Here is a 24,048-nt window from a genome sequence, read left to right on the forward strand (position 1 = left end):
GGGGTTTCTGTTCGGACATGGATTTCCGCTTTCGTGGGAATGGCACCGGAATGCTCACCGTCGACGGATGTGTAGGCGCTAGGCCCACCCTCAGCAGCCGGGGAAAGCAAACTCTACCGGCTCGCCCATTCCAAAAGGCTCGCCAGCCCCACAAACGGCACCCCGCTATGTTCGCTCAGCCCGGAGGCGCAGGTCGAAACCGTCGACACGCCAAGTTCGCACCCTTCGGGAATGTCATCGCCTGCCCGCCGCGTCGCATGGGCATTCAGTTCGGGTACGAACAGGCCCTTGTCCCCGGCATAGCCGCAGCAGGTGATCGAGGACAGCACGGCAAGCTTTTCGGCACAGGCCGCCACAATGGTTTCGGTCATCGGCTGCTCGAAGAGCCGCTGGGCCGAGCAATTGTGATGCACCGCCACGCTCTTGAGCCTCTGCGTGATTGTCAGCTTCGGCAGCACATGCTGGGCCAGGAACTGCGCTGAGTCCGCCACCATGGCATCGCCTGAAAATAGCTTGAGATGTTTGGCGCAGGTCGACGCATCGGTGACTACAGGCACTCTTCCGCCATTGGACAGCGCTGACAATTCCGCGCTCAGCGCGCCGCCCACCTGCGCCGCCTGCTCCGGAAACCCCTTGGATTGAAATGGCTGGCCGCAGCACTGGCCATTGAGATGCTCGGGCATGATGACATCGTAGCCCGCGCGCTCCAGCAGCGCGATCATCGCTGTCGGCGTATCGAGCAGGTGATGCGCGGTCCTGGGCGCCCCGAACATGCGGCTGGGGCAGGCGGGAAAATAGACGATCTGCGCTCGCCCGCTTTGGACAATTGGCACTGGAAAGCCGGTGCGGCGGGGGTCCTGCCGGTTGTCACGCGCTAGGGGCGCGCCCGGGCCACGATGGAGGGTCCGGGACACACGGGGAATACGTTTGCCGGTGAGCCGCCGCGCTGTTTCGGTGATCGCCTCCACGGCCGGGGCAGGGATGATGGTGCGGGCCACGTCGGCCACGGCCAATCCGCCGCGCATCATGGTTTCCACCGTGCTACGATGGTCAGCTGCAAAGCGGGCCAATGAATGGGCAGTGTCGCCTCGTCGCCGCGCCCGCTCGCCCAAGATCATCGTCCCGGTCTCGATCCCCACCGGACAGCGCAGGGAGCACAAATTACATGCCGCGCACGTGTCCATGCCGGCATACTGAAAATCGGCCTCGAAGCGGGCGAGCCGCGCCGGGTCCTCACCACTGGCGCGCAACCGGGCCCGCTCGCGGGTCACGGCAATACGCTGGCGCGGCGTCAGGGTCATGTGGTGGCTGGGGCAGGCGGGCTCGCAGAAGCCGCATTCGATGCAGAGGTCGACCAGCTCGTCACTGAGCGGCATGACCTTCAAATTCTTGATATGGACCTTGGCGTCGTCATTGAGCAGCACGCCGGGATTGAGCAGGTTTTCCGGATCGAAGATCGCCTTGATACGGCGCATGATGGCATAGGCCGCCTGGCCCCATTCGGCCTCGACAAAGGGAGCGATGGCTCTTCCCGTGCCATGCTCGGCCTTGAGCGATCCGCCATAGCGCACCGAGACCAGCCCCGACAGCGCAGCGGAAAACCGGTCGAACTTCTCGGCCATGCCGGGCAGCGAGAAATCGTCGCTCATCTGAAAATGCAGGTTTCCGGCCAGCGCGTGGCCGAAAATGATGGCATCCTTGTAGCCATAGTCGTCAAGCAGCCGGCGCATATCGACAACGAAATCTGCCAATTGCTCGATGGGTGCGGCCACATCTTCGGTGAGCATGATGGTGCCCTTGGCCCGAGCCGCGCCCCCCGAGGCAAAGAAGCCCTTGCGGATGTCCCACAGGGCGTGACTGCGATGCTCGTCGGTGGAGAAGTCGATATGGGTGGCACCATGCCGGGCCAGCAGGGCCTCGGCCTTGGCCACTTCGGCAGCCAGTGTCGCTGCATCGGGGGCTGTGACATCGATCAGCACCGCCGGGGATTGCTCGGTCAACCAGGGCAGCAGCGGGGCCATGGGGGCCAGGTGTTCAACCGTCGCCAGCGCCCTTCGCTCGATATATTCGGCAGCCGTGATGCCGGTGGTTACCTGCACACCGCCATTGGCCATTTCGATAATGGCGCGCCCCGCCGCTTGCGGATCGGGGAAGGGGATGAGGCCCGTGGCCTTGAATGGGTGCTCTGACACCGTATTGTAGGTCACTTCCGAGACAAAGCCCAAAGTGCCCTCGGACCCGACCATGAGATGAATCAGAATGTCGAGCGGATCGTGGAAATCGACCAGCGCATTGAGCGAATAGCCCACTGTGTTCTTGATCCGGTATTTCTTCCGGATAAGCGCGACGAGGTCTTCGTTCGCCATCACGTCACGATTCAATCGGTGCAGCTCTTCGAGCATCTGCGCATGGCTCATGCGGAACGCATCGCGACTGGATGCGTCGCCAGAATCGAGCATGGTGCCGTCCGTCAGAACGATCCTGAGGCGCGCCATGGTGTGATAGGTGTTCTGCGCTACCCCGCAGCACATGCCCGATGAATTATTGTTGACCACCCCGCCGATCTTGCAGGTGGCCTGGCTGGCCGGATCGGGACCGATCTTGCGGTCGAATGGCTTCAGCGCCCGATTGGCCTCCGCCACGATGATGGCAGGCCCCAGCGTCACCTGGTCGGCGCCGGGATGGATGTTGAGCCTGCGCCAGCCATCGCCCAGCACTACCAGCACGCCATCGGTCACCGCCTGACCCGACAGCGAGGTGCCGGCCGCCCGGAAGGTCACTGGCAGCCCCTCTTCCCGAGCCGCAATGAACACGGCCCGCACATCATCCTCGGAATTGACGAACACCACCACGGCCGGAATCAGCCGATAGGAACTGGCATCCCCGCTCCAGGCATAGGTCATCAGCGGATCGGTATGGATGGCACCCGGAATGCGGCCTCTGAGCCTTGCGGCAACGCGTTCGCCGGCGGCGAGGCGGTCCGGTTCCGGAGCATGGGGTTGAAGCGAGAAGGAGGAGGCTTGCTGCATGGATTACACTAACATGTTAGTTAGGGGCCGCGAAGGTGAAATATGTGGCGTTCATCCAGGTGCGTCCCGCGACAGCCTGGTGCCTGCCAGATACGCCCTGCCGATCAGGGCGCCGGATCCTTTCCCGTCACATTGGGCCGGAATGGCGGCAGGGCCGCATGAGCGGCCTGAGTGATGCGCACGATCAACTCTTCCACCCGCTCCTCGCCGCGCCGCTCCTTGAGCACATAGATGCCGGTGACAGCCCTTCGAGGCTCGTCGCGTTGCGCCACCTCAACCAGGCCGCGGCGGGCAAAGTCATTCCGCATCACATGGGTGTGGACCAGCACCGCATCGGTGGCTAGCGCATAATCAACGCAAGCGGCCAGGGAATTGGTGCGAAAGGCGACGCTGGTTCGGTCGAACACGGTCTCGACGCGGGTGCGCCGGCGCGACGGATCAAAAAAGCGTTCATGCCGACTTTCGGCCAGTGAACTGATGACGATGGGATAGGTATCGATCTCGGCCAGGCGGCGTTTCTGTCCCAGCAAGGGATGGCATTCGCGCACAAAGAAAGCGTTATAAACTCGGGTGAGCGGCACGAAATCGGTACCGATGGCCCCGCTCAGCCCATCGATCTCATGGGCCAGAAACATGGAAATATCGCCCGAGAGCATCTGGTCCATGAGCCGTAGCTGGTTCCCCAGGCTGATCTGCACCGGCGCCTTGGGAAATTCGCGCTGATAGGCGACCACCATGTCGCGCAGGAACATGGTCCACCACGAATAGCCTGAACCGATGCTGAGGCCTCGCTCGGTTCCGCGTTTCTGGTCGGCAATGGCGTTGAGCGTATTGTCATAGAGACGCTGCATCAGCCTGGCGTTCTCATAGAGCGTCTCGCCATAGCGAGTCAGCTGCATGCCGCGAGACGAGCGGTCGAACAGGGGTGCACCGACCGTCTGCTCAAGCTTGTTCATGTTGAAGCTCAGCGTCGGCTGGGTGATGAACAGGGCCGTGGCCGCGCCACTCAGCGACCCGGCGTCGGCCACGGCCAGGAACTGGGAGAGAAGTTTGTCCATGCGATATCTCCAGCCAAGACGACATATAGATTTTATCTATAGTGTTGCTGATATTTCGTAGTTTTCCAATCGACGTTTTTGCGCCAGTGTCCGGTCATGAGAGGAGACGGCAGCCGCCCGAGGAGATCGGCCCCAGCTGCGCCACCCGCCATTGCAATGGTCCGTGACCCCTTGGAGCAAGCACGCATTTTAGTAGCGGGTTAACTTCCATACAAGATTGTTGCGGCCGGCGCAGCTTGTATGGTATGGGCGTAACTGGCTGGTTATTTGTGCTGCGACACTGCTGTTATCGGCATAAAATCCGGGACCTAGGATGATTGACAACCGCATCAAAGGTCCTAACGTAGTAACCAGTTGGTGATTTAGCGACGGGGAGGTCGCTGACCACTCCATCGTTCCGCGAGGCGGAACGACAAATGTTCATGGGAGGAAAGACATGACAATTCGACTCGGACGCCGCCAGTTTCTGATGGGAACTTCCGCATTGCTCGCCGCCGGCGCGGCTGGCATCAACCCGGCCTGGGCCCAGAGCGCCCTGCGCCTGATCTTCTGGGGCGGCCAGGCCCGCGCCGACCGCACCTATGCAGTGACCGACCTCTATGAAGGCGCCGGCAATCCCGGCATCGAGGGTGAATACCTGAGCTGGAACGACTACTGGCCCAAGCTGGCCACCCAGACCGCCGGTGGCACTGCCCCCGACATCATCCAGATGGACTACCGGTTCATCGTCGAATACGCGTCGCGCAATGCTATTGCCCCGCTCGATGACGTGATTGGTGATCTGGGCGAATTCGATGCTGACCAGATCGAAGGGGGCAAGGTCGACGGCAAGCTCTATGGCATCTCGCTTGGCGCCAACTCGGTGGCTACCCTGGTCAACCAGTCGGCCTTTGAGGCTATTGGCGAAGCGGTTCCGGACAATTCTTGGACCTATGCCGATCTCGAACGTCTCGGCGAGGCCTTCAAGGCCTCCGGAAACGGCATGGCTGCTTTCGCTGATGCGTCCGGCACGGAACCCATGTTGGACAACTGGATCCGCCAGCGCGGCGGCCACCTCTACAGCGCCGAAGGCAAGCTCGGGCCCACCGCCGATGACATGACCGAATGGTTCGCCATGTGGCAGGGCTTCCGTGAGAAGGGCTATATCGTCGACGCCGAAACCCAGGCGCTCGATACCGGCGCGCCGGAAGTCAGTATGGTCGCCACGAAGAAGGCGGCAATGATGCCCTCAAATTCCAACCAGTTGGTGATTCACCAGTCGATCAACGACGACACGCTGACCATCACCTCCTATCCGCGCATTGCGCCAGGTGTCGGTGGCGGTCACTACCGCAAGCCCTCCATGTTCTTCTCGGTCGCCGGCTCGTCCGCCGACAAGGAAGCTGCGGCGGCCTTCATCAACTACTTTGTCACCAATCCCGAGGCTGGTGCAGTGCTCGGCGTCGAGCGCGGCATTCCATGCAACGCCGCCGTGCGTGAAGCCATTACCCCGACGTTGGACGAGCAGAGCCAGATCGCTCTGAATTTCGTGGCGAACCTGGGCGACCTCGTCGGCCCGCTGCCGGCATCCCCGCCGGCTGCTGCTGGCGAAATCGACCTCAACCTGCTCCGCGTCATCAGTCAAGAAGTGGCCTTCGGCGCCCGTTCCCCTGAAGATGCCGGCAAGTATTTCGTCGAAGAAGCCACCGCAATTCTCAACCGGGCGGCTTGACACTGAATGGCTGTGAATGCGGCAGAAGCGGCTCCGCAAGACGCCGCATCCGGCACAACGAAATGGTCGAGGGCGTGGCAAAACCACGCCCCCGGCTACCTCTTCCTGTTGCCGTGGTTTATCGGGTTTTTCGGTCTCACTATCGGGCCGATCATCTCTTCCTTCTATCTCAGCTTCACCGATTTCGATCTGCTGACCTCGCCCGACTGGGTGGGCTTTGCAAACTATGAGCGCATGTTCACCAATGACCGCTCATTTGCCGCCTCCATGCGGGTCACCTTCACCTTCGTACTGTTTTCCGTGCCGCTGAAGCTGGCCTTCGCGCTTATGGTCGCGATCCTGCTCAATCGCGGCATGAAGGGCCTGCCGCTTTATCGGGCGCTGTTTTACCTTCCGAGCCTGCTCGGCGCATCGGTGGCCATCGCCATCCTATGGCGCCAGATCTTTGCTGGCGACGGTCTGGTCAACCAGTTCCTGTCCATTTTCGGCATCCAGGGCCCGAGCTGGATTTCCAATCCCAATTACTCGCTCTGGACCCTGATCGTGCTCTCGGTCTGGCAGTTCGGCTCGCCCATGATCATCTTCCTGGCCGGTCTCCGTCAGATCCCGCAGGACATGTATGAGGCGGCGAGCCTTGATGGCGCCGGCAAATGGCGCCAGTTCTGGAAGATCACCCTGCCGCTGCTGACCCCGGTTATCTTCTTCAACGCCATCATCCAGACCATCGAGGCCTTCAAGAGCTTCACCCCCGCCTTCATCATCTCGGGCGGCACGGGCGCGCCGATCAATTCGACGCTGTTCTACACGCTCTATCTCTACAACGAGGCCTTCAGCTATTTCCGTATGGGCTACGCCTCGGCGCTGGCCTGGTTCCTGCTGCTGCTGATCGGCTGCTTTACCGCCTTCTCCTTCCTCACCAGCAAATACTGGGTGCACTATGACGATTGATGCACACAAGCTGACCGTGGTCACCGGGGCGGAAAACGACCCCAATGCCCGCCTGCGCAAGCGCATCCTTTCGATCCTGGCCCATGCCGTGCTGATCGGCGCCTCGATCCTGATGCTCTATCCGCTACTCTGGCTGCTCGCCGCCTCGATGAAGCCCGAGAATGAGATCTTCACCACTGGCATCTGGCCAAGCCTCTCCTGGGACATCGAATCCTACTTCCGTGGCTGGGACGCGATGCGGGTGAGCTTCACCGTGTTCTACATGAACTCGTTCGTGATCGCCTTTCTCTGCGTGGTAGGCAATCTCATCGCCTGCTCCATGGCGGCCTATGCCTTTGCGCGCCTGCAGTTCAGGGGCCGCAATTTTTGGTTCGCGATGATGTTGATGACGCTCATGCTGCCCGGGCAGGTGACGCTCATTCCCCAATATGTGCTGTTCCGCGATCTGGGCTGGGTCAACACTATCCTGCCCCTGGTCGTGCCCAAATTCCTTGCCGTCGACGCCTTCTTTATTTTCCTCATGGTGCAGTTCTTCCGCGGCATTCCGCGCGAACTGGACGAGGCGGCGATGATGGACGGCGCCGGGCCCTGGCGCATCTTCTGGAAGATCATGCTGCCGCTCTCCATCCCCGTGCTGGTCACGGCTGCCATCTTCACCTTCATCTGGACCTGGGACGATTTCTTCGCGCCGCTGATCTACCTCAACCGCATGCAGGACTATACCGTCATGCTCGGCCTTCGGACCTTCGTGGACTCCACCGGCGAGAGCGACTTTGGTGGCTTGTTCGCGATGAGCGTGCTCTCCATCGTGCCGATCTTCGTCTTCTTCCTCATCTTCCAGCGGCTGCTCATCGAGGGCATCGCTACGACCGGTATGAAACGCTAGAGACATGTCTGATATCAAATTCGCCGCCATCGGCATCAACCACGCCCATATCTATGGACAGGTGGAGTGCCTCAAGCGCGCCGGCGCCCAGTTCGTCGCCTTCCACGCAATAGAGGATGATCTTGCCAAGACTTTTGGCGAGAAATTCCCCGAGGCAAAGCGGGTCGCGGACCCGGCGGAAATTCTCGAGGACGGCTCCGTCCAGGTGGTCGTCACCGCGGCCATTCCCGGTGACCGCGCCGATATCTGTCTGGCCGCCATGCGCCACGGCAAGGATGTGCTGACCGACAAGCCAGGCATGACCACCTTCGCCCAGTTCGATGAGATCAAGCGCGTCCAGAAGGAAACCGGCCGCATCTTTTCGGTGCTCTATTCGGAACATTTTGAAGTGCGCTCGGCGGTCGAAGCGGGCAATCTCATCGCCCAAGGCGCCATCGGTCAGGTCGTCAACACGGTCGGCCTCGGGCCTCACTCGCTCCGCCTCAACAATCGGCCCGACTGGTTCTTTACGCGCAACCGCTATGGCGGCATCCTCTGCGACATTGCCAGCCACCAGTTCGAGCAGTTCCTGTTCTTCTCAGGCGCCATCGATGGCGAAGTGGTCTCGGCCAGCGTCGCCAATCGCGGCCACTCAGACAAGCCGGGCCTCCAGGATGTGGGCGACGCCCATGTGCGCACCACCAACACCTCGGGTTATATCCGAGTCGACTGGTTTACCCCCGAAGGCCTGCCCACCTGGGGCGACGGACGCCTGACCATTCTCGGCACCGAGGGCTATATCGAGCTCCGTAAATATGTCGATATCGCCGGCCGCCCGGGCGAAAACCACCTCTTCCTCGTCGACAAAAAGGGCGTGCAGCATATCGACTGCTCCAATGTCGACCTGCCCTTCGGCCGCCAATTCCTCGACGATGTGCGCAACCGCACCGAAACGGCCATGCCGCAGGCCCGGTGCTATAATGCGATGAAAATGGCGCTCACCGCCCAGCAGATGGCCGAACAGGGTACGGAGTGGGCGGTATGAGCCGGGTCTTGAACGTCGCCGTCGTCGGCTGCGGCATTGGCCGCTCCCATATCGTCGAGGGCTACCTGCCCAATGCCGACAAGTTCAAGGTCGTGGCGCTTTGCGATCTGAGCGAAGAGCGCCTCGACAAGATCGGCGAGGAATTCGGCATCGAGCGTCGCGTGGTCATTTTCGATGACCTGCTGGCCATGGACGATATCGACATCATCGATGTCTGTACCCCGCCGGGTGTGCACTTTTCCATGGTTTCGGCAGCCCTCGAGGCCGGCAAGCATGTCGTGTGCGAAAAGCCGCTGGTGGGCTCGCTTAAGGATGTCGACGCGATCATGGAGATCGAAAAGACCGCCAGGGGCAAGCTGATGCCGGTCTTTCAATATCGCTTCGGCAATGGCATCGAGCAGGCCAAGGCCATCATCGATGCCGGCATTGCCGGCAAGGCCTATTGCGGCACGGTGGAAACCATGTGGCGCCGCCAAGCCCCTTATTACGCCGTGCCTTGGCGCGGCAAGTGGAAGACCGAATTGGGCGGCGTGCTCATGGGACACGCCATCCACCCGCACGACATCTTCACCTATCTCATGGGCGACATTGCCAAGGTGTTCGGCCGCGTCGCCACCCGCGTGAATCCCATCGAGGTCGAGGACACCATCTCCGCTTCGCTCGAAATGAAGTCCGGGGCCCTGGCCAGCCTTACGGCCACGCTCGGCTCCGTGGACGAGATCACCCGCATCCGCCTGCAATTCGAGAACGTGACCTTCGAAAGCGACCACGCCCCCTATAATCCGGGCAAGGAACTCTGGAAGATCCTGCCGCGCAATGACGAGGTCAAGGCGCGGATCGACAAGGTCCTGGCCAATTGGCAGGACGTGCCCTCGCGCTTCCAGACCCAGATGGCCCGCTTCCACGATGCCATTTTCGGCGAGGGTGAATTGCCCGTGACCAGCACCGACAGCCGCCGCGCGCTCGAACTGGTGACGGCCTTCTATCACTCCTCTTCCACCCATACCGAAGTCGCGCTGCCGCTCGGACCCGACCACCCGCTCTACCAGAGCTGGGTGCCGGAAGCGTTTCGCTAAGGAGAACTGACCATGGCAACCTCCATCCAGTTGCGAAAGATAAAGAAGGCCTATGGCGATGTGCAGGTGATCCACGGGGTCGACCTCGACATCGAGCCGGGCGATTTCACGGTCTTTGTCGGTCCCTCGGGCTGCGGCAAGTCCACCCTGCTGCGCATGATCGCCGGGCTCGAACCGATCACCGGGGGCGACCTCCTGATCGACGGGCAGCGCATGAACGAGGTGCAGGCGGCCCGGCGCGGCATCGCCATGGTGTTCCAGTCCTATGCGCTCTATCCGCATATGTCGGTCTACAAGAACCTGGCTTTCGGACTCGAAACGGCAAAGATGCCCAAGGCCGAAATTGCCGAACGCGTGCAGCGCGCCGCCGAAATCCTCAAGATCGAGCCACTCTTGCAGCGCAAGCCCAAGCAGCTCTCGGGCGGCCAGCGTCAGCGCGTCGCCATTGGCCGCGCCATCGTGCGCGAGCCCAAGATATTCCTGTTCGACGAGCCGCTCTCCAATCTCGATGCCGAATTGCGCGTCGCCATGCGCGTCGAGATCGCCAAGCTGCACAAGGATCTTGGGAACACCATGATCTATGTGACCCACGACCAGGTCGAGGCCATGACCATGGCCGACAAGATCGTGGTGCTCCGCTCGGGCGTGATCGAACAGGCCGGCGCCCCGCTCGAGCTTTACAACAATCCGCGCAATCTCTTCGTCGCCGGTTTCATCGGCTCGCCCAAGATGAACTTCATGACCACCAGCGTCGAGGGCGGTGCCCTCAAGACCGGCGGTGTCAATCTTGATCTGGGCCGGAATGTCGCTGGCGCCACCACGCTGGGCATCCGCCCCGAACACATCACCATTGCCGATGGCTCGGGCATCAAATTCGCCGAGGTCAGCGTCGACCTCGTCGAAAATCTTGGCGGCCAGACCGTGGTCTACGCCACCACAGTCGACCGCCAGGCGCTCACCATTGTGCTCGAAGGCCAGCGCGACGTGGAGATCGGCTCGAAGGTCTCCGCCTATGTCGACCCGGCCAAGGCCCACGTCTTCGACGCCGAGGGCAATGCGATCAAATAGTTCAACCAGGATGCCTGCGTCACAGTCTCTGGGTTTAGCGCTTTGATATCGCGAAATCCTGCATCGCCTTTTCCACCCTCGGGCCCGATCCGAGGGTGTTTTACATTTGCCACGAACAACCGAAACAGCTGCAGCCCTTGCCTTTCCCAACGCGATAAAGGCCTGGGCAGGCGGTCTGCGATCTGCAGGACGTCAGCAAAAGCCAACAGGCCTTGTGGGAATGGCAGAAGCGCTCAGTCGGCTTGTCGTTGGAACGTTTCTCCTGATCGCCAGTTGCTTTTGCACAGCACTCCGAATTCTCAACAGGAGCCATCGCGATGGCCGAGTCGATTTCTATTCCCGATCAGACGCTTGTCGTGGTTGCCGATGGACACCAGGCGATACTCTTCCGCGCCCATGGCAGCAACGGAAAGCTGAGCCTGAGCGAGCAGATGCGCCTGACGCCCAAGAGCCTGGCCGACGATGGCCCGTCGGGTTCAAGGCCGGAGGAACAAACCTCGCGCCAGACAGACGAGGCCACGTTCGTCAAACAATTGGCGAATGACTTGTTTCGCCGCAGGGATGCGAACGAATTTCAACATCTGGTGGTGGCCGCCGACCCGCAAACCTTGGGCCAGCTACGCGACACGATGCACAAGATCGTCTCCGAGAGCATAATAATCTCTCTGGATAAGGAATTGACCAATCACAGTGTGAGCGACATCGCCACGATCATTGATCGCGCCGCGAACTAGTCGTGGGGCCGACGGTTAATGCGAAAGCGCGATGGCGTTGCTGCATGGCCGCAGCAGCATTTTTGCTTATGCCATCTGCCATCGTAGCCCAGCTTCCCCAGGCGGCCGACCCGGCCAGTGTCGAAGAAACCCCGCTGGCGCGGCAGGTGGAGGTCGTCCCAACGGCCTCCGATGATCAGATTGCTGCCCGGCTGACCAATATTTTGAGAGCCACGGACTGGTACGAGTCTCCTCGAGTCGCAGTCACGGACGGCGTTGCCTTTCTCGATGGCGCGACCGACAGCCAGCTTCGCCGTAACTGGGCCGGTGAACTCTCGGAGAAAACCGAAGGCGTCGTTGCGGTCGTCAACCGCATTGTCGTGGACGCTGATGTAAGTTCAACCTTCGGGCGTGCCTGGGAGGAGAGCGTTGGTCTGGCGCAGCAGGCTCTACGGGCCTGGCCATTGGTGGTTCTGGCTGCGGTCGTCATCGCAGCGGCCTGGTTGGTCTCCATGCTGGTTCTGCGCATCGCCAGACATGTGCTGACCGGCAGGATTAAATCAACGCTGCTACTCAACGTGGTGGCCCGGACCATTTCAGTTCCGGTCTTCCTGCTGGGCATATATTTCGTGCTGCGCGTCGCTGGGCTGACCCAACTGGCGCTCACCGTGTTAGGCGGCACAGGACTGATCGGTATCATTATCGGTTTCGCGTTTCGCGACATCGCCGAGAATTTCCTCGCGAGCCTGCTGCTGAGTATGCGCAACCCCTTTGCAGGTGGCGATCTAATCGAGGTGGCTGGATACACAGGTATTGTGCAAAATCTCAACACGCGCAGCACGGTGCTGCTGACGCTTGATGGCAATCACGTGCAGATCCCGAACGCTACCGTGTTCAAGAGCACCATCAAGAATTATAGCTCCATTCCCAGCCGGCGCGCTGAATTCATGGTGGGGATTGGCTACGATTCCTCAGTCTCGCTGGCGCAACGGTTAATTGGTGAGGTGCTCAAGAATCATCCCGCCGTGCTTGGTCAGCCAGAACCACTGGTTCTGGTCGACCAGTTGGGCGACGCCACGGTCAATCTTCGAATTTTCTACTGGTTCGACAGCGTTTCGTACTCACCGGCCAAAATCAATTCGGCGCTGTTGCGGCAAACCAAGAACGCCTTGCTCCAGGGCGGCATTGAAATGCCCGATCCTGCCCGCGAGGTGGTGTTTCCCAAGGGCGTCCCTATCACGCAGATGGACGGCGATGCCCACCGGATGGTGCAGGTCGTGGTGGACCAACCCGCGCCAACGCCTCACGAAGAGAGCAGCGACGCGACGGCGGAAGAGGGTGGCCTATCTAGTGAAACCAAGTCGATAGAACACACCGAAGGGCGGGTACCTGAAGCTGAGATCAACCTGCTCGATCGGAGCTAATCGCGCCGCCACAAGGCCCTTCCGCATACTGCGCGCCGCACGGAACGCTCTCTGCCAGTTCGGCCCTGATCCCGGTTCCCCAGTAATGCCGTCGAGCGCCGCAAATTCCTGTGAAGAGACATGTGAAAACAAAAAGGGTCCCGAAGGACCCTTTGTAACCAAGGCGTTGCCACACCTTGGAAATTGGAGCGGGCGATGGGATTCGAACCCACGACCCTAACCTTGGCAAGGTTATGCTCTACCCCTGAGCTACACCCGCACTCCAGTCCGCGGCCCTTGGCAGGGCGCCGACGCGGGCCTATATGCCCAATCGCCGATCCGATTGCAACCCGGTATTTTGCGAGATTGTCATCTTCGCTCCAGACTGTGGGACTCGGGGCTTGCCACAAGCGCCCCGCCGGGCGCAAAAAGACCGCCAATGCTGTGTTTACCTGAGCCGTTGAAGAGTAAAAGCCCATGACCCTGTCCTTTGATGGCGCACCCGGCGCCGCTCCGGTTCCCGCCGGCCTCATCCGTGACGGCAGCGATGCCGGCTTCAAGGCAGACGTGTTAGATGCCTCGCTGGAGGTGCCGGTACTGGTGGACTTCTGGGCGCCCTGGTGCGGTCCCTGCCGCCAGCTTGGCCCTGCCATCGAAAAGGTGGTGACCGAAAAGGCCGGCCAGATCAAACTGGTCAAGATCAATATCGATGAGCATCCGCATTTTGCCGGCCAGCTCGGCGTTCAGTCCATTCCGGCCGTCTTTGCCTTTGCCGGCGGCCGTCCGGTCGATGGCTTCATGGGCGCCATGCCCGAGGGTGAGGTGCGGCGCTTTGCCGAAAAGGTCATTGCCGGTGCTCCTGCAGGAGAGCCGGAAGGCGATTCTCTCGAAACCCAGATTGCCGAGGCGCTCAAGATCGCCGAAGCCGCTATTGAGGCCGGTGAACTGAGCCAGGCTGCGCAGATCTATGGGCAGATCCTGCAGCACATGCCCGAAAGTGCCGAGGCGCTGGTCGGGCTCGCGGGCCTCTACCTGGGCGCGGGCGAGATAGAGCAGGCCAAGGCCACTATCGACATGGTGCCCGAGGACAAGCGCACGGGCGATTCGTATGCCGCGTTGAGTAAGGCCATCCGCCTCAAGGAAGAGGCTTCGGGCCTCTCCGAAGCGGCAACACTGGAGGCGGCTATTGCCGGCGATCCGGACAATCACCAGGCCCGGCTTGATCTCGCTATGGTGCTCAATGCCGATGGCAAGCGGTTGGAGGCGGCCGAGGCGCTGATTGCCAGCTTCAAGCGCGACCGCACCTGGAATGAGGATGCGGCGCGCAAGAAGCTGATCGAATTCTTCGAAGCATGGGGTCCCAAGGACCCGGCGACGCTCAAGGGCCGCCGTATGCTCTCGACCGTGCTGTTCTCTTAACCGGAGCTTTGATGCCCAAGCGTCCCACCAGCCCAGCCGAGCTGCCAAAGTCCGTGCCGGTCTTCCCGCTCAGCGGCGCCCTGCTGCTGCCATTCGCCCATCGCCCGCTCAATGTCTTCGAGCCGCGCTATGTGGAAATGGTGGATGCGGCGCTGCGCGGCGACCGGCTGATCGGTCTGATCCAGCCAGAAGATACCAGCGAGGAAAGCCCCAGGGGGCGCGCCCCCTTGCAGAAAGTGGGGTGCTTGGGGCGCCTCACTCATTTCGAGGAAAGCGGGGACGGACGCTATTTCATCATCCTTGAAGGGGTGACGCGCTTCCGCCTCGTGCATGAACTGACCGTGCAGACGCCCTATCGGCAATGCATGATTGCTGCCGATGAGTTCCAGGCCGATTTTGCCCGCAACCATGGTGAGGAGGCAGTGGATCGTGCCCGCGTGGTCAAGATGATGCGCGACTATGCCGAATTCGCAAATTTCGAGCTCAACTGGGAAGAGATCGAATCCACCGGCACCGCGGACCTGGTCAATTTCTGCTGCATGGTCTCGCCCTATGGTGCCGCTGAAAAGCAGGTGCTGCTCGAGGCCACTACGCTGGAAGAGCGAGCCGAAACACTGATCGCCATGACTGAGTATGAAATGGCGCGCGGCGGTTCAGACGGCGCCGCGCCGCTCAACTGATGACCAGACCCTCGCCAGACCCGCGCCATGTCCTGGACAGGCAGACCCTTGAAATGCTGGTCTGCCCGCTCACCAAGACAAGGCTGACGCTTTCGGCGGACCGCACCGAGCTGATCTCTGTGGCCGGGCGCCTGGCATTCCCCATCGTCAAGGGTGTGCCGCTTCTCAGCCTCGATGAGGCCCGCAGTATCGACCCCGAGGAACTCCAACGCCACTCGCGATAGAGCGCTTCCAGAAAAGAGGGCACGAGGACCACTAGTCTTCCCCCACCCAATCAGGCGCGGCACAGTGCCAGACTGGGATTGAAAAAAGACTTTGAGGGGTTTTCAGATCGGCATGCCGCTCAGTAGCTTCGGCGCCCCGCCCCCAATGCCGGCAGCGGCGCGGATCAGCGTGGACTTTACCGGGCCGGCCCGCTCCACCAGTCCCAGGCCGAAATCGCGTAGGGCGCGAATGGGCGCAATGTCATTGGAGAACAGCCGGTTCATCCCGTCGGTCACTGCGGCCATCGCGGTGGTATCGATCCGCCGCCAGGCATGGTAGCGCTCCAGGACGTCCACGGAGCCATGGTCTAGGCCCAGCCGCATGGCGTCGACGATCACCTCGGCGAGCGCCGCGACATCCTTGAGCCCCAGATTGAGACCCTGCCCGGCAATGGGATGGACCACATGGGCGGCGTCGCCGATCAGGGCCATCCGCGGCCCGACAAAGCTTCTGGCCAGTTGCAGGCGCAGTGGAAAACCCATCAACTTGTCTTCAAGGGTCACCTCGCCCAGCGTCGAACCCATGACGGCTTCGATCTCAAGCGCCAGCGCCTCGGACGGCATGGCGAGGAAGCGTGGTGCGGCAGCGCTTGTCTCGGTCCATACCAGCGACGAGCGATTGCCCGGCAGCGGCAGGCTGGCAAAGGGGCCGGAGGGGCGGAAATGTTCATAGGCAACGCCCTCATGCGCCAGTTCATGGCTGATGGTGGCCACAAGTCCCGTCTGCCCGTAGTCATGGCCCAGCGTGTCGATTCCGGCGCGCTGACGCAGGCTCGATTGCGCGCCGTCTGCCGCCACGATCAGCGGCGCTTCGAGGACGCGACCATCGGCCAGGGTCAGGCTGCCATGGGTCTCATTTCCCGACCAGTCGGCGATCTCGGCGGGCGCAACGATCGTAATCTGGTTTTCGACCGCAGACATCAGCGTAGCGCTGCTGGCCTGATTGGGAACCATATGGGCGAAGGGCTCGCCGGGCGCGACGTCGCCGTCAAAGCGCAGGAACAAGGGCCGCGCCAGGTCGCCTGTGCCCGAATCGGTAACGTGCATGGCGGCGATCGGCTGGCTTTGCGCCACCATTGGCTCCCAGACCCCCAGTGCCTCGAACACGCGCCGCACCCCCGCGGCAATGGCCGAGGCCCGATTGTCGCGCGGCACGCTGAGGGGACGGCGGTCGACCAAGGCGACCCTGATGCCGGGGGCAGATCGCGCTAGCGCCAGCGCCAGGGTCAGTCCGACCGGGCCGCCGCCGACAATGATGACATCATGCTGTTCCAGGGCCGTATGGGTCATCGCCTGTCTCCTTTCCCGCATTGTCTGTCCAAGCCGCACGCGAGGCAAGTGTAGCATTGCCACGCGGGATGCGCCCAATAAATAGTCATTTACGGGGCTTTTCCCATTATGTGATCAAAAGATGGGCAATACGTGACCTGCCACAGACTTGCCACAAACTCACTCGCCGCTGAGGCCTATCGTTACAGGATTGATTATAAAGAGTTTTCTTCTTCATTTGTCAGGTTGGCACGGCTCTTGAGTCCTTGTTGTGCATCGAACACCCAAGGCAGAAAGGGGCAAGCATGAAACTGGTGGTTGCAATCATCAAACCATCACGGCTCGAGGAGGTGCGGCAGGCGCTCAACTCTCTCGACGTGCACGGCATGACCGTGACCGAGGTCAAGGGCTACGGCCGTCAGAAGGGTCATTCCGAGATCTATCGCGGCACCGAATATGCGGTCCACTTCCTGCCCAAGCTCAAGGTCGAGATCGCCGTCGATGACGGCATTGCTGACGCGGTCAGCACCGCCATCCGCGACGCGGCCCAGACCGGCCGTATCGGCGATGGCAAGATCTTCATCCTCGACCTGCTCGCCGTCACCCGCATCCGCACCGGTGAAACCGGCGCTTCCGCGCTCTGACGCCACCGACTTCAGGAGAAAAGCACAATGACAGGGTTCAAGAATCCCCTAAAGATCGCGGGCGGCGTGGCACTGGCCTCGCTTCTGCTCGCCCTTCCTGCCCTCGGGCAGGATGCTGCGCCTGCCGAGGCCACCGAAGCTGCCGCTACCCTCAGCGAGGGCGTATCGGCCGACGTGGTATTCATCCTCAACTCGTTCCTGATGATCCTGGGTGGCATCCTGGTGTTCTGGATGGCCGCCGGCTTCGCCATGGTCGAAGCGGGCATGGTGCGCACCAAGAATACCTCCATGCAGCTCTTGAAGAACATTGCGCTCTTCGGCATTGCCTGCTTGATGTATTATCTCATCGGCTACAATCTCATGTATCCGCTGGGCAATTGGTCCATTGGCGCTGACGATACCGGCGGCTATCTCGGGGCCTTCAGCATCGCTATACTCGAAGCCGTGGGTATCACGGCCGATACCGCTGATGATTTCTCCTACGCCGCCACTAGCTCGGACTTCTTCTTCCAGGTGATGTTCTGCGCCACCGCCGCCTCGATCGTTTCGGGCACGCTGGCCGAGCGCATCAAGCTGGTGCCTTTCCTGCTCTTCGTGGTCGTGCTGACCGGCCTCATCTATCCCATCCAGGCCTCCTGGAAGTGGGGCGGCGGTTTCCTCGACACGCAGTTCGGCTTCCTCGATTTCGCCGGCTCTACCGTGGTTCACTCCGTCGGTGGCTGGGCGGCTCTGGCCGGCGCCATCCTCCTCGGCGCCCGCAAGGGTAAGTATAATGCCGATGGCTCGGTCAATGCCATGCCCGGCTCGTCCATGCCGCTGGCAACCCTGGGCATGTTCATCCTCTGGCTCGGCTGGTTCGGCTTCAACGGTGCCTCCCAGCTCGCCATGGGTTCGGTGGGTGATGTGGCCGATGTTGGTCGCATCATGGCCAATACCAATGCTGGCGCCGTCGGTGGCGCGTTGGCTGCGCTGGTCCTCTCTGGCGCCATTTACAAAAAGTTCGACCTGACCTTCGTGATCAATGGCGCCCTGGCCGGTCTGGTTGCCGTCACGGCTGAACCGCTGACCCCAGGCCTAGGAACGGCGACGCTGATCGGCGCGGTGGGCGGCGTGATCGTCGTCTTCGCTGTGCCATTGCTGGATCGGCTCAGGATTGACGACGTGGTGGGCGCAATTCCCGTCCACCTGCTCGCTGGCATCTGGGGCACCATCGCGGTGATCTTCACCAATCCAGATGCGACCTTGGGCGGCCAGCTCATCTCGATCCTCATTGTTGGCATCTTCGTCTTCGCGGTGAGCTTCGTGGTTTGGTTCATTCTCAAGGCGACCATGGGTCTGCGCCCCAGCGCCGAGGATGAGGATTTGGGTCTCGACAAGGCCGAGATCGGTATCGAAGCCTATCCCGAGTTCAAGTAGTTCCAATCCGGATGGCCGGGCCTTCGGGTCCGGCCGTCCAGACTTGTCAGCGGCGTGCAGCCCGCGTTCCTCTTGGCCCGCCACAGAGGCTTCCCACTCGCAAACTGCGCGGACTGCACACCCCTGCCAAGGTGCTGAAAAATTAGGCATACAAGGGTAATTCTGCGCAATAGATGCGCATCTCTGTGCTCAATTCTGAGTCGCCTTGTGAAATCCAAGCTTAACTATCTGTATCCGTTAGGCAATTTCGTGCCGGTTCATTTGGCACGCAGTTTGACTGTTGTTTGACCGTTCCAGCACGCGCCGTCACGGCGTCAAAGGGGGTCAGATGAAACTGGTGGTTGCCATTATCAAGCCGTCGCGGCTCGAAGAGGTCCGACAAGCGCTCAACTCTCTCGATGTCCACGGCATGACCGTGACCGAGGTGAAAGGCTATGGCCGGCAGAAGGGGCATTCCGAGATCTATCGGGGCACCGAATATGCCGTGCATTTTTTGCCCAAGCTCAAGGTCGAGATCGCCGTCGATGATGGTCTTGCCGACCAGGTCAGCTTGGTCATCCGCGAAGCCGCCCAGACTGGCCGCATCGGCGATGGCAAAATCTTCGTGCTCGATCTGCTCGCTGTCACCCGCATTCGTACCGGTGAGACCGGCGCCTCGGCGCTGTGACCCGCTTCCCAATTCCGGAGACTATACCAATGAAACTGTCAAAAGTCCTGGGAGGCGCAACACTGGCCTCCCTCCTCATGGCGCTACCGGCCTTTGCCCAGGACGCCGCTGCCGGGGTCGCCGCAGCCGCTGAAGTGGTCGAAGAGACCGCCGCCATTGTCGACAAGGGCGACGTCGCCTGGATGCTGGTGTCCACAATGGTGGTCATTGTCATGACTATTCCGGGCCTGGCCCTGTTCTATGGTGGCCTGGTGCGCGCCAAGAACATCCTGAGCGTTCTCACCCAGGTGTTCCTCGGCTTCTCGATGATCGCCATTCTCTGGGTCGCCTATGGCTATTCGCTGGCCTTTGCCGGCCCCACAGAAGGCGGCCTCTCGGCCTTTGTTGGCGACTTCTCCAAGTTCTTCCTCTCGGGCGTCACGCTCGAATCCACCGCTGCGACCTTTTCGGCCGGGTTCGAGCTGCCCGAGATGGTCTTCGTGGTGTTCCAGCTCACCTTTGCCTGCATCACCTCTACCCTGATCGTGGGCGGCATTGCCGAGCGTATGAAGTTCGGCGCGTTGATGGCATTCCTGGCCATCTGGTTCACCTTCTCCTATGTGCCCATGGCCCATATGGTCTGGTCCGGTCCGGGCCTGTTGTTCGGCATGGGTGCCTATGACTTTGCCGGCGGCACGGTCGTGCACATCAATTCCGGTGTCGCCGCCCTCGTCGCCGCGCTCGTTCTCGGGCCGCGCATGGGCTACATGAAGGAGCCGATCCCGCCGCACAATCTGGTCCTGACCTATGTCGGTGCGGGTCTGCTGTGGTTCGGCTGGTTCGGCTTCAATGCCGGCTCCAATCTCGAGGCCAATGCCTTGACCGCCGTGGCCCTGATCAACACCGTTCTGGCGCCGGCCGCTGGAGCCCTTGCCTGGGCCCTGGGCGAAAAGATCACCCGCGGCCATTCCTCGACCCTGGGCGCTGTCTCGGGTGCCGTTGCTGGCCTCGTTGCCATCACCCCGGCCGCCGGCTTCTCCGGTGTCGGTGGCGCCATCGTGCTTGGCGGTGTTGCCGGCGTGGTCTGCCTCTGGGCCGTGGTCAACCTCAAGCCGCTGCTCAAATATGACGACAGCCTCGACGTGTTCGGCATCCATGGCGTCGGCGGCATTGTCGGCGCCCTGGGTACGGCCATCGTCGCCAACCCGTCCTTCGGCGGCTACCCGCTCGACGGCTACGACATGGGTGGTCAGTTCATGGTACAGCTTACCAGCGTCATCGTGGCCATTGTCTGGTCGGGTGTGGTGGCTTTGATTGCCATGTTGATCGTCAAAGCCCTGTTCGGTGGTGCCAAGGTGTCCGAGGCCGCCGAGAGCGATGGTCTCGACCTCTCGACGCACGGCGAACGCGCCTACAACTAGACTGCACGACTCGGTGGATTTCAGGGGCGGCGCCAAGGCGTCGCCCCAACTTTTCGGGGCAGCGCCGCGCGCAAAAAACCGATGGTTAGCACGCGATTAACCACACACCGCTAGCATGAGGCCATTACGGCCCATGTCGATGGTTTGCGGGCCGGCAACGAGTAATGCGTGTCCATGCCCAGCCATCCCGTCCCGACCCTCGACGAAGTTCGCAGCCTGCCGGCCCGTGCCGCCCGGAGCTCCTCTCGTTCGGCCAGTGCACCCATGCCGCCGCCGGCCATCGCAATCCGTATTCCGCTGCGCATTGCCGGGCTGCTGGTCCTGGGACTCTGCGCCGTGCTGCTGGCCTCGCTCGCCTCCTGGTCGGTGGATGACCCATCCTTGTCTCTGGCGACTGGCAAATCTGCCGCCAACTGGCTCGGCTTTCCCGGCGCGGTGATCGCTGACCTGGTCTTCCAGTTTCTCGGCTTGGCCGGCCTTGTCATGGTCGTGCCACTGGCACTCTGGGGCTGGGCCATGACCCGCCGTCACATCGTTACGCGCCCCGGGCTGCGTGTTCCCGCCTGGATTGGCGCCGTGCTGCTGTTCTCCGGCGTCTTCTCCTTCATCTCCATGCCCGATACCTGGCCGCTACCCACCGGGCTGGGTGGCCTCTCGGGCATGGTGTTCACCAATCTGGCAGGCATGATTGCCGGGTCCGACCCGCAGCCCGTCACTTCAATCCTCTTCGCCATTATCCTCGCCGCGCCGGCCCTGGCGTTGTTCTGGATCGCGATGGGCCTGGGCACCTCGATCCCCGCCCGGCCGCAAAAGGCCGGGGCCGCCCGCAAGGCCGCCGAAGCCGATGAGCGCGAGCCGAATCCGGTTGTTGAAGTGGCCATGGGCGCCGTAGTGCATCTGGGCTATTCGCTGCGTACCGCCTTCCGCCGTGCCAAGGCCGAACACGCTACACGCCGCGCCACCCAGGATGCGCCGGACTTCGGTCACGACACAGAACCCGCGATGAATGCCGCTGTTGCTCCCGATGTGCGATTCGACCGAGAGCCGGCTGCTGGCCATCCGCAGCGTCGCATTCATGCGCCAAGTCAGCATGTCGAGCCCAGCTTTAAGCCGACGGCACGCGTTCTGGCGCAGGCAGACTATGACGACACGGCCGTGGACTATCCCGACGAGTCCGAAGACGATATCCCCTTCGTGCCTGACGCGCCTATGCCGGCCCGCACCCAGCGCGGCGATTCGCGTTTTCACCCGGTCGATCCTGCCGCGCCCCGCGTGGCGGCTCCTGCCCCGCGCCCGTCCCAGGGCCAGCGCGTCTTCCGCGAGGCCCAGGGGTCGCTGCTCGATGAACCGACGGGGTTCGAACTGCCGGCGCTCAGCCTTCTGGCGGAGCCGCGCCGCATCGGCCCCTCGCCCGAGCACGCTCCCGAGCGGCTCGAGGCCATGGCCCGCCAGCTCGAAGCGGTCCTGGCCGATTTCGGCGTCAAGGGCGACATCATCAATGTCCGCCCCGGCCCCGTCGTCACCCTGTTTGAGCTCGAACCGGCCCCCGGCATCAAGTCGAGCCGCGTGATCTCGCTGGCTGACGATATCGCCCGCTCGATGAGTGCCATCTCGGCCCGCGTCGCGGTGGTGCCTGGTCGCAATGCCATCGGCATCGAACTGCCCAACCAGAGCCGCGAAACTGTGTTTTTCCGCGAGATGCTGGCCAGCTCCGACTTTGAGAAGATGAAGGGGAAGCTGCCCATCTGCCTGGGCAAGACCATTGGCGGCGAGCCCGTCATCGCCGACCTTGCCCGCATGCCCCACCTGCTGATCGCCGGCACCACCGGCTCGGGCAAGTCGGTGGGCATCAACACCTTCATTCTCTCGCTGCTCTACCAGATGACGCCCGAGCAGTGCCGCATGATCATGATCGATCCGAAAATGCTCGAACTCTCGATCTATGACGGCATCCCGCATCTGCTGACCCCCGTGGTCACCGACCCGCAAAAGGCGGTGGTGGCACTCAAGTGGGCCGTCCGGGAGATGGAAGACCGCTATCGCAAGATGAGCAAGATCGGTGTGCGCAACATCGACGGCTTCAACCAGCGCGTCACCGAGGCGGCCAATGAAGGCAAGACCATCACCCGCACGGTGCAGACCGGCTTTGACCGCGAGACCGGCGAGGCGATCTTCGAGAGCGAGGAATTCGATCTTGCGCCGCTGCCCTATATCGTAGTCATCGTCGACGAAATGGCCGATCTGATGATGGTCGCCGGCAAGGACATCGAAGGCGCTATCCAGCGCCTGGCGCAAATGGCCCGCGCCGCCGGCATCCACATCGTCACCGCCACCCAGCGCCCGTCCGTGGACGTCATCACCGGCACCATCAAGGCCAATTTCCCCACCCGCATCTCCTTCATGGTGACCTCCAAGATCGACAGCCGCACCATCCTGGGCGAACAGGGGGCCGAGCAGCTTCTGGGCAACGGCGACATGCTCTACATGGCCTCGGGCGGTCGCACCAAGCGCCTGCATGGTGCCTTCGTCTCCGATGCCGAGGTCGAGGCAGTGGTGGCCCATCTCAAGAGCCAGGGCTCGCCGGATTATCTCGACAACATCACTGAGGATGATGAAGAGGGCGGCTTTGGCGAAGACGGCGCCGGTGGCGACGACTATGCCGGTTCGGGCGACGAGCTCTACGACAAGGCCGTCCATATCGTCATGACCGACAAGAAAGCCTCTACCTCCTATATCCAGCGGCGCCTGGCCATCGGCTACAACAAGGCCGCAACCCTGATCGAACGCATGGAGCGCGAGGGCGTCATCAGCCCGGCGAACCACGCCGGCAAGCGAGAAATCCTCGTCGGCAACAATGCGGATGGCTACTGATCCACGCGCCTGATCGCGGGCAATGGTCGTGTCAAATCCCCGCCGGTGCCGCAAGGCGCCGGCGGTGTGTTTTGGACGTACCCCGAGGCGCGTGCGTCTCAGTAAAACTAAGTAAATAGAGACGTCGCCGCCCTAGCCATTCGCGCGTAGCGCTTATGGCCTTTTCACCTCAAATCTCTCCACCGGAGAGATTTGCCCTTCGGGACGGATCAAAGCACCGGTTTTTCGAAAAGGACTCCGGTCCCCATTGAACGCTCGTCGCAGGGTGACCGCTTCCTAGACGCGCAACTGGAGCGACCCAGCTACGCCCGGCTCCCCCCGCAAAGTTCGCTGCAGTCCGTCCGCGCGGGAGTGATAGGTGGAGTATGGAGGAAGTTTTGGAGGCGGGGATAAATTCCGGGCTGATTTCCTTTCCATCCTGGAGGGCAAGCCCATGCAAACCGCACGTCCATCCTTCGGCGCAATTCGTTCTCGACACTATTTCAGTTTGCGCTTATATAAGT

Annotated in this window: 19 protein-coding genes and 1 tRNA gene; 16 read left to right on the forward strand and 4 right to left on the reverse strand. The window is 61.8% G+C overall.

The genetic code is table 11. The features are described 5' to 3' along the window. Positions 1-113: 113 nt before the first annotated feature. Both ACXYMS_RS14705 and ACXYMS_RS14710 read right to left on the reverse strand, forming a co-directional pair. Entirely contained in the window at positions 114-3,029 is a 2,916-nt protein-coding gene (locus tag ACXYMS_RS14705) for an FAD-binding and (Fe-S)-binding domain-containing protein (protein WP_458907466.1), read from the reverse strand. Positions 3,030-3,133: 104 nt separating this feature from the next. After that, a complete protein-coding gene (locus ACXYMS_RS14710) occupies positions 3,134-4,087 on the reverse strand; it encodes a LysR family transcriptional regulator (protein WP_458907467.1) in 954 nt (317 codons plus the stop codon). Between the two features lie 436 nt (positions 4,088-4,523). Between ACXYMS_RS14710 and ACXYMS_RS14715 the strand changes: the two genes are divergently transcribed. From ACXYMS_RS14715 to ACXYMS_RS14750, 8 genes are all read left to right on the forward strand, one after another. Next, a complete protein-coding gene (locus tag ACXYMS_RS14715) occupies positions 4,524-5,798 on the forward strand; it encodes an ABC transporter substrate-binding protein (RefSeq protein ID WP_458907469.1) in 1,275 nt (424 codons plus the stop codon). Between the two features lie 6 nt (positions 5,799-5,804). Next, the gene (locus ACXYMS_RS14720) at positions 5,805-6,746 is read left to right on the forward strand and encodes a carbohydrate ABC transporter permease (RefSeq protein ID WP_458907471.1); all 942 of its coding nucleotides are present in this window, start codon (positions 5,805-5,807) and stop codon (positions 6,744-6,746) included. Between the two features lie 112 nt (positions 6,747-6,858). Then, on the forward strand, positions 6,859-7,632 hold the full coding sequence (locus ACXYMS_RS14725) for a carbohydrate ABC transporter permease (protein ID WP_458907809.1): 774 nt from the start codon (positions 6,859-6,861) through the stop codon (positions 7,630-7,632). A gap of 4 nt (positions 7,633-7,636) precedes the next feature. Then, positions 7,637-8,656 (forward strand): Gfo/Idh/MocA family protein, encoded by a 1,020-nt coding sequence (locus ACXYMS_RS14730; protein ID WP_458907473.1) that lies wholly within the window; start codon positions 7,637-7,639, stop codon positions 8,654-8,656. Further along, positions 8,653-9,732 carry a Gfo/Idh/MocA family protein gene (locus ACXYMS_RS14735; protein WP_458907475.1) on the forward strand — a complete coding sequence of 360 codons (1,080 nt, stop codon included), beginning with the start codon at positions 8,653-8,655 and terminating at the stop codon, positions 9,730-9,732. The genes ACXYMS_RS14730 and ACXYMS_RS14735 overlap by 4 nt, the downstream gene beginning before the upstream one ends. Positions 9,733-9,744: 12 nt before the next feature. After that, entirely contained in the window at positions 9,745-10,800 is a 1,056-nt protein-coding gene (locus ACXYMS_RS14740; protein WP_458907477.1) for an ABC transporter ATP-binding protein, read from the forward strand. A gap of 317 nt (positions 10,801-11,117) precedes the next feature. Further along, entirely contained in the window at positions 11,118-11,534 is a 417-nt protein-coding gene (locus ACXYMS_RS14745) for a host attachment family protein (RefSeq protein ID WP_458907479.1), read from the forward strand. 44 nt (positions 11,535-11,578) lie between these two features. Further along, positions 11,579-12,937 carry a mechanosensitive ion channel family protein gene (locus ACXYMS_RS14750; protein WP_458907480.1) on the forward strand — a complete coding sequence of 453 codons (1,359 nt, stop codon included), beginning with the start codon at positions 11,579-11,581 and terminating at the stop codon, positions 12,935-12,937. A 184-nt stretch (positions 12,938-13,121) separates the two neighbouring features. Here the strand turns inward: ACXYMS_RS14750 and ACXYMS_RS14755 are convergent. Further along, positions 13,122-13,196, reverse strand: a tRNA-Gly gene (locus ACXYMS_RS14755). 197 nt (positions 13,197-13,393) lie between these two features. On the opposite strand from ACXYMS_RS14755, the gene ACXYMS_RS14760 reads away from it, so the two are divergent. Genes ACXYMS_RS14760 through ACXYMS_RS14770 form a run of 3 tightly spaced genes read left to right on the forward strand, consistent with a single transcriptional unit; the run spans position 13,394 to position 15,239 of the window. After that, positions 13,394-14,335 carry a tetratricopeptide repeat protein gene (locus tag ACXYMS_RS14760; RefSeq protein ID WP_458907482.1) on the forward strand — a complete coding sequence of 314 codons (942 nt, stop codon included), beginning with the start codon at positions 13,394-13,396 and terminating at the stop codon, positions 14,333-14,335. Positions 14,336-14,346: 11 nt separating this feature from the next. Beyond that, entirely contained in the window at positions 14,347-15,015 is a 669-nt protein-coding gene (locus ACXYMS_RS14765; protein WP_458907484.1) for an LON peptidase substrate-binding domain-containing protein, read from the forward strand. Further along, positions 15,015-15,239, forward strand: a complete 225-nt coding sequence (locus tag ACXYMS_RS14770; protein WP_458907486.1) for a Trm112 family protein — start codon at positions 15,015-15,017, stop codon at positions 15,237-15,239. The genes ACXYMS_RS14765 and ACXYMS_RS14770 overlap by 1 nt, the downstream gene beginning before the upstream one ends. Positions 15,240-15,341: 102 nt before the next feature. Here ACXYMS_RS14770 and ACXYMS_RS14775 read toward each other — a convergent pair whose 3' ends face one another. After that, positions 15,342-16,568 (reverse strand): FAD-dependent oxidoreductase, encoded by a 1,227-nt coding sequence (locus ACXYMS_RS14775; protein ID WP_458907487.1) that lies wholly within the window; start codon positions 16,566-16,568, stop codon positions 15,342-15,344. 284 nt (positions 16,569-16,852) lie between these two features. Between ACXYMS_RS14775 and ACXYMS_RS14780 the strand changes: the two genes are divergently transcribed. From ACXYMS_RS14780 to ACXYMS_RS14800, 5 genes are all read left to right on the forward strand, one after another. Continuing rightward, a complete protein-coding gene (locus ACXYMS_RS14780) occupies positions 16,853-17,191 on the forward strand; it encodes a P-II family nitrogen regulator (protein ID WP_458907489.1) in 339 nt (112 codons plus the stop codon). Positions 17,192-17,218: 27 nt separating this feature from the next. Beyond that, positions 17,219-18,607 carry an ammonium transporter family protein gene (locus ACXYMS_RS14785; RefSeq protein ID WP_458907491.1) on the forward strand — a complete coding sequence of 463 codons (1,389 nt, stop codon included), beginning with the start codon at positions 17,219-17,221 and terminating at the stop codon, positions 18,605-18,607. A gap of 328 nt (positions 18,608-18,935) precedes the next feature. Then, positions 18,936-19,274, forward strand: a complete 339-nt coding sequence (locus tag ACXYMS_RS14790; protein ID WP_458907492.1) for a P-II family nitrogen regulator — start codon at positions 18,936-18,938, stop codon at positions 19,272-19,274. A 29-nt stretch (positions 19,275-19,303) separates the two neighbouring features. Further along, positions 19,304-20,674, forward strand: coding sequence for an ammonium transporter (locus ACXYMS_RS14795; RefSeq protein ID WP_458907494.1), 1,371 nt, complete (start codon positions 19,304-19,306; stop codon positions 20,672-20,674). A gap of 174 nt (positions 20,675-20,848) precedes the next feature. Then, positions 20,849-23,545, forward strand: coding sequence for a DNA translocase FtsK (locus tag ACXYMS_RS14800; RefSeq protein WP_458907810.1), 2,697 nt, complete (start codon positions 20,849-20,851; stop codon positions 23,543-23,545). Positions 23,546-24,048 lie beyond the last annotated feature (503 nt).

The sequence above is a fragment of the Devosia sp. CAU 1758 genome (assembly GCF_054482695.1).